This window comes from Streptomyces sparsus (assembly GCF_054776295.1).
The window spans coordinates 1-7538 of sequence record NZ_BAAHCA010000163.1 but is presented as its reverse complement, the minus strand read 5'-3'; the positions used below and the strand labels follow the sequence as shown (position 1 = coordinate 7538).

The following is a 7538-nucleotide window of genomic DNA, read 5'->3' as shown; positions in this document are numbered from 1 at the left end:
ACGACGGGCCTCATCCCGCCGTCCCCGCCCGCCACCGGATGGCTGCCGCGTCAGCCGGTGTTGCGCAGCCCGGCCGCGACGCCGTTGACGGTGAGCAGCAGCGCCCGGGAGAGCAGCTGGTCCGGCTCCTCGCCGCGCTCGGCGGCCTGCCGCTGCCGGTCCAGCAGCGCCACCTGGAGGTAGGAGATCGGGTCCAGGTAGGCGTCCCGGATCTTCAGGGTCTGCTTCAGCACCGGGTTGGCGTCCAGCAGCGCGGACTCGCCGGTGATGCGCAGCACCTCCTCGACGGTCAGGGCGTGCTCGGCCCGGATCGTGTCGAAGACGTGCCGCAGCTCGGTCGGGACGAGCGTCTCGACGTAGTGCTGGGCGATCCGCAGGTCCGTCTTGGCGAGGGTCATCTCGACGTTGGACAGGAAGTTCTGGAAGAAGTGCCAGTTGCCGTGGGCCTCCTCCAGCACCCCGTCGAGGCCGGCCTCGCGGGCCGCCTTCAGCCCGCTGCCCACACCGAACCAGCCCGGCACGATCTGCCGGGACTGGGTCCAGCCGAACACCCACGGAATGGCCCGCAGCCCGTCCAGGCCGGCGCCGCTGTCGGGCCGCCGCGAGGGCCGCGAGCCCAGGTGCAGTTCGGCCAGCTGGTCCACGGGGGTCGCGGCGAAGAAGTACGCCGGCAGGTCCGGGTCCTCCACCAGCCGCCGGTAGGCCTGGTGCGCGGCGTCCGAGACGGTGTCCATCGCCGCGTCCCACCGGGCCAGCGCCTCGTCGGACTGGCGCGGCGCGGTGTGCAGCGCCGCCGCCTGCAGCGTGGCCGAGACCGTCAGTTCCAGGTTCTCCCGGGCCAGCGACGAGACCAGGTACTTGTCCGAGATGACCTCACCCTGCTCGGTGACCTTGATCGCGCCGTCCAGCGTGCCGTAGGGCTGGGCGAGGATCGCGTCGTGGGTGGGGCCGCCGCCGCGGCCGACGGTGCCGCCGCGGCCGTGGAACAGCCGCAGCCGGACGCCGTGCCGGTGGGCGACGTCACGCAGCCGCCGCTGGGCGCGGTGGATCTCCCACTGCGAGGTGGTGATGCCGCCGAACTTCGAGGAGTCGGAGTAGCCGAGCATGACCTCCTGGAGGTCGCCGCGCAGGGCGACCAGCCGCCGGTAGGAGGGGTCGGACAGCATGGCGTCGAGCAGTTCGTCGGCGATCTTCAGCTCGTCGGTGGTCTCCAGCAGCGGCACGATGCCGATGCGGGCCCAGCCGGCGTGCAGGTCGATCAGCCCGGCCTCGCGGGCCAGTACCGCGGCGGCGAACACGTCGTCGGCGCCCTGGCACATCGAGATGATGTAGGACTCGATGACCTCCGGGCCGAAGGTGTCCAGCGCCTTGCGGACCGTCTCGAACACCCCGAGCGTCTTGGCGCCGGCCGCGTCCAGCGGGGCCGGGGCCGGGGCGAGCGGCCGGCGGGAGCGGAGCTCCTTCGCCAGCAGCCGGTGCCGGTAGTCGCGCGGCATGTCCTCGTACCGCCAGGACTCCTCGCCGAGCCGGTCGAAGAGCTGGCCGAGTGCGTGGTGGTGGGCGTCGGCGTGCTCACGCACGTCCATGGTGGCGAGCTGGAGGCCGAACGCGGCCAGGGTGCGCAGCACCCGCTCCAGGCGGCCGTCGGCGATCAGCTCGCCGCGGTTCTCGCGCAGCGACCGCTGCACGACCACCAAATCGTCGAGGAGTTCGCCGGTGCCCAGGTAGTCCCGGCCGGGCACGTGCGCGGTGCTGTTCGCGAGCCGCTCACGGGTGTTGAGCAGCTTCTGCCGCACGCAGGTGACCTTGAGCCGGTACGGCTCCTCGGCGTTGAGCCGCTTGTAGCGCGGGGTGATCTCCGGGAGCTGCTCCAGGTCGTGCGCGAGGGAGTCGAGCAGTTCCTGGGTGGCGCCGCAGTTGCGGATGGAGCTGGAGAGCGCGCCGCGCAGTTCGTCGACGTGCTCCAGCGCCTGGCTGATGCCGTGCTCGTGCTGGAGCAGCAGCACGTCCCAGGTGACCTGCGGGGTGACATTGGGGTTGCCGTCGCGGTCCCCGCCGATCCAGGTGCCGAAGGTCAGCGGGCGGCTGTCGGCGGACAGCGGGGCGCCGGCCCGCTCCAGCTCGGCGGCCAGGTCCTCCAGCAGGTCACCGACCGCGCCGCGGTGCAGCTCGTCCAGGTAGTAGACGGCGTTGCGGGCCTCGTCGGTGGGCTCGGGACGGGCCACCCGCAGCTCGTCGGTCTGCCAGATCAGGTCGATGTTCTCGGCCAGCCGCAGATCGGTGCGCCGCCGCTCGGTGTCCTCGACGGTGTCGAGCAGCTCGGCGATCTTCCGCAGCTTGGTCAGGACCGAGCGCCGCGCGGCCTCCGTGGGGTGCGCGGTGAAGACGGGCCGCACGCCCAGGTTCTTCGCGGTCTGCGTGAGGTGGGCGGGGTCGGCGTCCTTGAGCATGTCGGCGGTGCGGGCGAGGCTCCCGCCCTCGGTCGCCCGGCGGGCGCGCAGTTCCCGGCCGCGGTGCACCTGCTCGGTGACGTTGGCGAGGTGGAAGTAGGTGGAGAAGGCACGGACGAGCTTGGCGGCGGTCTCCAGATCGGTCTCACCGAGCAGCTCGGCGGCGGCTTCGCCGTCGCTGCGGGTCAGCGCCCGGACGCGCTCGACGAGTTCCAGCGTCTCCGGGCCCTCCTGCCGTACCAGGGTCTCGCCGAGCAGGTCACCCAGTCGGCGGATGTCGGCTCGTAGGGCGCTGCTGGTGTCGGTGCTCTCGGCGTTCTCCGGGGTCACCGGGCGGGCGTCGGCACTGCTCATGAGGGGCGGCTCCTTGCAGCTTTCTCGGCGGCATTTCGCTTCTGGCAGGTCACGGACCGCGCTGTCCGACCGACCCAGGATAAGCGGCCCCTGCTGGAGCCGGTCTGAGGTGTCCACACAACGGTCGGTCGCCGGCTCCTCCGGCCGGGGGAGGGAGGGCCGGAGCAGGACGACCGGAGGAAGTCCTTCCGTACTTACGAAACCGTAGGTTACGGTTGCGTAAGGGACCGGGGCTCACAACCCGGCTGCAAGCCCCCGAACGCGTTACCGGAGTCACCCCAGTGACCCGAGTGGCATATGCCTTCCGAATTACCTGAGTGACTGAGCCTTCCGAGGACGCAGAATGACCACGACACCCGAACTGGCCGAGAGCGCCACCCGGTCGACGACCGCCCCCGACGCCACCCTCCGGGGCGACCGCCGCGGACAGCTGGAGCGGATCACGCTGCTGCTGTTCATCGTCGTCCCGTTCGCCGCGCTGCTCACGGCCGTGCCGCTGGCCTGGGGTTGGGGAGTCAGCTGGCTCGACCTGGGCCTGCTCGTCGGCATGTACTTCCTGGGATGCCACGGCATCACCATCGGCTTCCACCGCTACTTCACGCACGGCGCCTTCAAGGCGAAGCGACCGCTCCGGCTGGCCCTGGCGGTGGCGGGTTCGCTGGCCGTCGAGGGTCCCGTGGTGCGCTGGGTGGCCGACCACCGCAAGCACCACAAGTTCTCCGACGCGGAGGGCGACCCGCACTCGCCGTGGCGCTACGGGGAGACGGTGCCCGCGCTGATGAAGGGCCTGTGGTGGGCGCACATCGGCTGGATGTTCGACACCGAGAAGACCCCGCAGCACACCTACGCCCCCGACCTGGTCAAGGACCCGGCGATCCGCCGCATCTCCCGCCAGTTCCTGCTGTGGACGGTGGTGTCGCTGGCCATCCCGCCGGTGGTCGGCGGCCTGGTCACCTGGTCCTGGCAGGGCGCGCTGACCGCCTTCTTCTGGGGCTCGCTGGTCCGCGTCTCGCTGCTGCACCACGTCACCTGGTCGATCAACTCCATCTGCCACGCCGTCGGCAACCGCCCCTTCAAGTCCCGGGACCGGTCCGGCAACGTGTGGTGGCTGGCGGTGCTGTCCTGCGGTGAGTCCTGGCACAACCTGCACCACGCCGACCCCACCTCGGCCCGGCACGGTGTGCAGCGCGGCCAGATCGACTCCAGCGCCCGCCTGATCCGCTGGTTCGAGAAGGCCGGCTGGGCGTACGACGTGCGCTGGCCGAAGCAGAGCCGCCTCGACGCCCGCCGCTCCACGGAACCGACTTCCCGCCGCAGGGCGGAGAAGACCGAAGCGGCATGATGGAGCCCGTGGCGACCGACGAGAGCAGCACCCAGGACAAGACCGCCCCCTCCCGCCGAGGACGTCGGCGCATGACGGGCAAGGAACGTAGGGAGCAGCTGCTCGACATCGGTCGCCAGCTGTTCGCCGAGCGCGGCTTCGAAGGCACCTCGGTGGAGGAGATCGCGGCCAAGGCCGGGGTCTCCAAGCCGGTGGTCTACGAGCACTTCGGCGGCAAGGAGGGCCTCTACGCGGTCGTGGTCGACCGGGAGATGCGGCAGCTGCTGGACATGGTGACCGACGGCCTGACCGCCGGCCATCCGCGCGAGCTGCTGGAGCAGGCGGCGTTCGCGCTGCTCGACTACATCGACCAGTACACCGACGGTTTCCGCATCCTGGTGAGGGACTCGCCGGTGGCGCAGTCGACCGGCACCTTCGCCTCACTGATCAGCGACATCGCCACCCAGGTCGAGGACATCCTCGGGCACGAGTTCAAGGCCCGGGGCTTCGACGAGAAGCTGGCGCCGCTCTACGCGCAGGCCCTGGTCGGCATGGTCGCCCTGACCGGGCAGTGGTGGCTCAACGTGCGCAAGCCCGAGAAGGCCGAGGTCGCCGCACACCTGGTGAACCTGGCCTGGCACGGCCTGGACGGGATGGAGCAGAAGCCCCGCCTGATCGGCCACCGCCGCTCCTGACGGCCCGTCCGGGCCGGTCGGCCCGTGCGTGCCCGCGGGCCGGGTGGGCGGGCGTCAGCAGTTGTAGGTGGTCTGCGCCCGGTCCAGTCCGTCGATCAGCAGGGTCTCCACCGCGTCGGTGGCCCGGTCGACGAGGTAGTCAAGTTCCTTGCGCTCGGTCGCCGAGAAGTCCCGCAGCACGTAGTCGGCGACGGCCATGCGGCCCGGCGGGCGTCCCACGCCGAACCGGACCCGGTGGTAGTCCGGCCCCAGCGACTTGGTGATCGACTTCAGCCCGTTGTGGCCGTTGTCACCGCCGCCCTTCTTCAGGCGCAGCGCCCCGAAGTCGATGTCCAGCTCGTCGTGCACCACGACGAGCCGCTCGACGGGGACCTTGTAGAAGTCGCGCAGCGCGGTGACCGGGCCGCCGGAGAGGTTCATGAACGACATCGGCTTGGCCACCACGACCCGCCGGCTGTCCGGCCCCGGAGCCCCGACGCGGCCCTCGACGACCTGGGCGCGGGCCTTGTGCGTCTTGAAGCGGGCGCCCATGCGCTCGGCCAGCAGGTCGGCGATGAGGAAGCCGGCGTTGTGCCGGTTGCCGGCGTAGTCGGGGCCGGGGTTTCCCAGGCCGGCCACGATCCACAGGTCGGTGGACGTATCGCTCATCGGTGCGCTCCCGCGGGGCGTCGGACGGACGGTGTCGACGGCTCCGCCGGAGCCGTGCGCCGGGCCGGGCCCGACCGTACGCAGGACGGTCGGGCCCGGCCCGGCGGGACGGAACAGCAGGTGTTACGCGGCGGACTCGTCGGTCTCGGTGCCCTCGGCGGCGGGCTCCTCGGCCTGCGCGGCGAGGACCTGGATCACGACGGTGTCCTCGTCCACGTGCAGCGTGGTGCCCTTGGGCAGCGGCACGTCCTTGGCGAGGATGGTGTCACCGGCGACGAGGCCCTCGACGGAGACGTGGAACGACTCCGGGATGTGGGTGGCCTCGGCCTCGACGGGCAGCGAGTTGAGCGCGTACTCGAGGATGTGCTGGCCGGGGCCCAGGTCACCGTCGGCGACCAGCGGCACGTCGACGTGCACCTTCTCGCCCTTCTTGACGGTGAGCAGGTCCACGTGGACCAGGAAGCCGCGGATGGCCTCGCGCTGCACGGCCTTGGGGATGACGAGTTCCTTGCGGCCCTCGACGTCCAGGGTGATCAGGACGTTGGAGGTCTTGAGCGCCATCATCATGTCGTAGCTGGGCAGCTCGACGTGCACGGTGTCGGCGCCGTGGCCGTAGATGACCGCGGGGATCTTCTCCTCGCGGCGCAGCCGGCGGGCGGCGCCCTTGCCGAACTCGCGGCGGATGGTGGCGGAGATGTTGACGTCGGCCATGGTTCGGCTCCTCGTACTGGGACGGATGTGACCGTCACCCGGCCCACGACAGGCCTGCTACGAAGAGCACGTCGATAACGGACAACCGCACCAAGGAGTGCGGCCTCCCTCGCCGAGCAACATCGCAGATGCTACCCGGCGGGGAGGCCGCAGCAGAAATCGATCACGTTCTCCGGCACGGGGCCGGCCGGCCCGCCGCGGCACCGGGGCGCCGTACGGCGGACGTGTCAGCTCGGCTCCTCGAAGAGGCTGGTCACCGAGCCGTCCTCGAAGACCTCGCGGACCGCGCGGGCGATCATCGGGGCCATGGACAGCACCGTCACCTTGTCGAGGTCCAACTCCTCCGGGGTGGGGAGGGTGTTGGTGAAGACGAACTCGCTGACCTTGGAGTTCTTCAACCGGTCCGGCGCGGGGTGGGACAGGATGCCGTGGGTGGCGGTCACGATGACGTCCTCGGCACCGTTGGCGTACAGGGCGTCCGCCGCGGCGCAGATCGTGCCACCGGTGTCCACCATGTCGTCGACCAGGACGCACACCCGGTTCCGGACGTCACCGACCACCTCGTGCACGGTGACCTGGTTCGCCACGTCCGGGTCACGGCGCTTGTGCACGATGGCCAGCGGGGCGCCCAGCCGGTCCGCCCAGCGGTCCGCGACCCGGACCCGGCCGGCGTCCGGGGAGACGACGGTGAGCTTCTCCCGGTCCACCCGGTCGGCGATGTAGTCGGTCAGCAGCGGCAGCGCGAACAGGTGGTCCACGGGGCCGTCGAAGTAGCCCTGGACCTGGTCGGCGTGCAGGTCGACGCTGACCACGCGGTGCGCGCCGGCGGCCATCAGCAGGTCCGCCATCAGACGGGCCGAGATGGGCTCGCGGCCGCGGTGCTTCTTGTCCTGGCGGGCGTACCCGTAGAACGGGATGACCACCGAGATGCTGCGCGCGGACGCCCGCTTCAACGCGTCGATCATGATGAGCTGTTCCATGATCCACTTGTTGATGGGCGCGGTGTGGCTCTGGATCAGGAAGCAGTCGGCGCCCCGCACCGACTCCTCGAAACGGACGTAGATCTCACCGTTGGCGAAGTCGATCGCCTTCGTCGGGACCAGGTCCACTCCCAGCTCGCTGGCCACCTCCTCCGCCAGCTTCGGGTGGGCGCGGCCGGAGAAGAGCATCAGCTTCTTCTCGCTGGTCGTCTTGATCCCGGTCACTGCACCGTCTCCTTGGGTTCTGCCAGATGTGCGTGTCTCACCGTACGCCCTCACCGGCGAGCCTCCGCGCCGGACCGGGCGCGGTCACCGGCCGTCGGTGTCCGGCTCGGCGGCGGACTTCGCCGCCTGGGCGGCGGCGCTGCCCGGCCGCTTG

The 7538-nt window shown here is 71.0% G+C and carries 6 protein-coding genes; 2 read left to right on the top strand and 4 right to left on the bottom strand.

What is annotated here, in order from left to right:
* Positions 1-50 precede the first annotated feature (50 nt).
* Positions 51-2804 carry a phosphoenolpyruvate carboxylase gene (gene ppc / locus ACYVE9_RS10835; protein ID WP_461027566.1) on the bottom strand — a complete coding sequence of 918 codons (2754 nt, stop codon included), beginning with the start codon at positions 2802-2804 and terminating at the stop codon, positions 51-53.
* A gap of 343 nt (positions 2805-3147) precedes the next feature.
* Here ppc and ACYVE9_RS10830 point away from each other — a divergent pair, with 343 nt between their 5' ends.
* Both ACYVE9_RS10830 and ACYVE9_RS10825 read left to right on the top strand, forming a co-directional pair.
* Entirely contained in the window at positions 3148-4146 is a 999-nt protein-coding gene (locus ACYVE9_RS10830) for an acyl-CoA desaturase (RefSeq protein WP_461027565.1), read from the top strand.
* Complete coding sequence (locus tag ACYVE9_RS10825) at positions 4143-4820, top strand: TetR family transcriptional regulator (RefSeq protein ID WP_461027564.1); 678 nt, start codon at positions 4143-4145, stop codon at positions 4818-4820. Before ACYVE9_RS10830 ends, ACYVE9_RS10825 begins: the two co-directional genes overlap by 4 nt.
* A gap of 54 nt (positions 4821-4874) precedes the next feature.
* On the opposite strand, the gene pth is transcribed toward ACYVE9_RS10825, so the two are convergent.
* The 3 genes from pth to ACYVE9_RS10810 all read right to left on the bottom strand — a co-directional run bounded on the left by pth (position 4875) and on the right by ACYVE9_RS10810 (position 7384).
* Positions 4875-5468, bottom strand: a complete 594-nt coding sequence (gene pth / locus ACYVE9_RS10820) for an aminoacyl-tRNA hydrolase (protein WP_461027563.1) — start codon at positions 5466-5468, stop codon at positions 4875-4877.
* 123 nt (positions 5469-5591) lie between these two features.
* Entirely contained in the window at positions 5592-6179 is a 588-nt protein-coding gene (locus ACYVE9_RS10815) for a 50S ribosomal protein L25/general stress protein Ctc (RefSeq protein ID WP_461027562.1), read from the bottom strand.
* Positions 6180-6406: 227 nt separating this feature from the next.
* The gene (locus tag ACYVE9_RS10810; protein ID WP_461027561.1) at positions 6407-7384 is read right to left on the bottom strand and encodes a ribose-phosphate diphosphokinase; all 978 of its coding nucleotides are present in this window, start codon (positions 7382-7384) and stop codon (positions 6407-6409) included.
* Positions 7385-7538 lie beyond the last annotated feature (154 nt).

Excerpts from the sequence above, each read along its gene's own strand:
- ppc (WP_461027566.1), bottom strand. The coding sequence starts at position 2,804 with ATGAGCAGTGCCGACGCCCGCCCGGTGACCCCGGAGAACGCCGAGAGC.
- ACYVE9_RS10830 (WP_461027565.1), top strand. The coding sequence starts at position 3,148 with ATGACCACGACACCCGAACTGGCCGAGAGCGCCACCCGGTCGACGACC.
- ACYVE9_RS10825 (WP_461027564.1), top strand. The coding sequence starts at position 4,143 with ATGATGGAGCCCGTGGCGACCGACGAGAGCAGCACCCAGGACAAGACC.
- pth (WP_461027563.1), bottom strand. The coding sequence starts at position 5,468 with ATGAGCGATACGTCCACCGACCTGTGGATCGTGGCCGGCCTGGGAAAC.
- ACYVE9_RS10815 (WP_461027562.1), bottom strand. The coding sequence starts at position 6,179 with ATGGCCGACGTCAACATCTCCGCCACCATCCGCCGCGAGTTCGGCAAG.